At 38.5% G+C, this 205-nt stretch carries 1 pseudogene; it reads left to right on the top strand.

Annotated elements, in window-relative coordinates:
* Positions 1-205: pseudogene (locus FCK90_RS15320) on the top strand (PTS sugar transporter subunit IIC); the annotation flags it as partial.

Here is a 205-nt window from a genome sequence, read left to right as displayed (position 1 = left end):
GCTGCCAAAATTGGTGGACAACGTCATTTAGTAGCAATTCGTGATGGTTTCATCACAACTATGCCACTAATGATTCTAGGGTCTTTCGCTGTTTTAATTAACAACTTCCCAATTCCAGCTTACCAAAAATTCATGAATAATTTATTTGGTGAAGGAACTTGGCAAGCATTCGGCGGAAATGTTTGGAACGGTACTTTTGCTATCT

It is taken from the genome of Kocuria coralli (genome assembly GCF_008831305.1).
Lineage (GTDB): Bacteria > Actinomycetota > Actinomycetes > Actinomycetales > Micrococcaceae > Kocuria > Kocuria coralli.
Note: the sequence above shows the minus strand (reverse complement) of the source record. Positions and strands in the feature narration are given on the sequence as shown.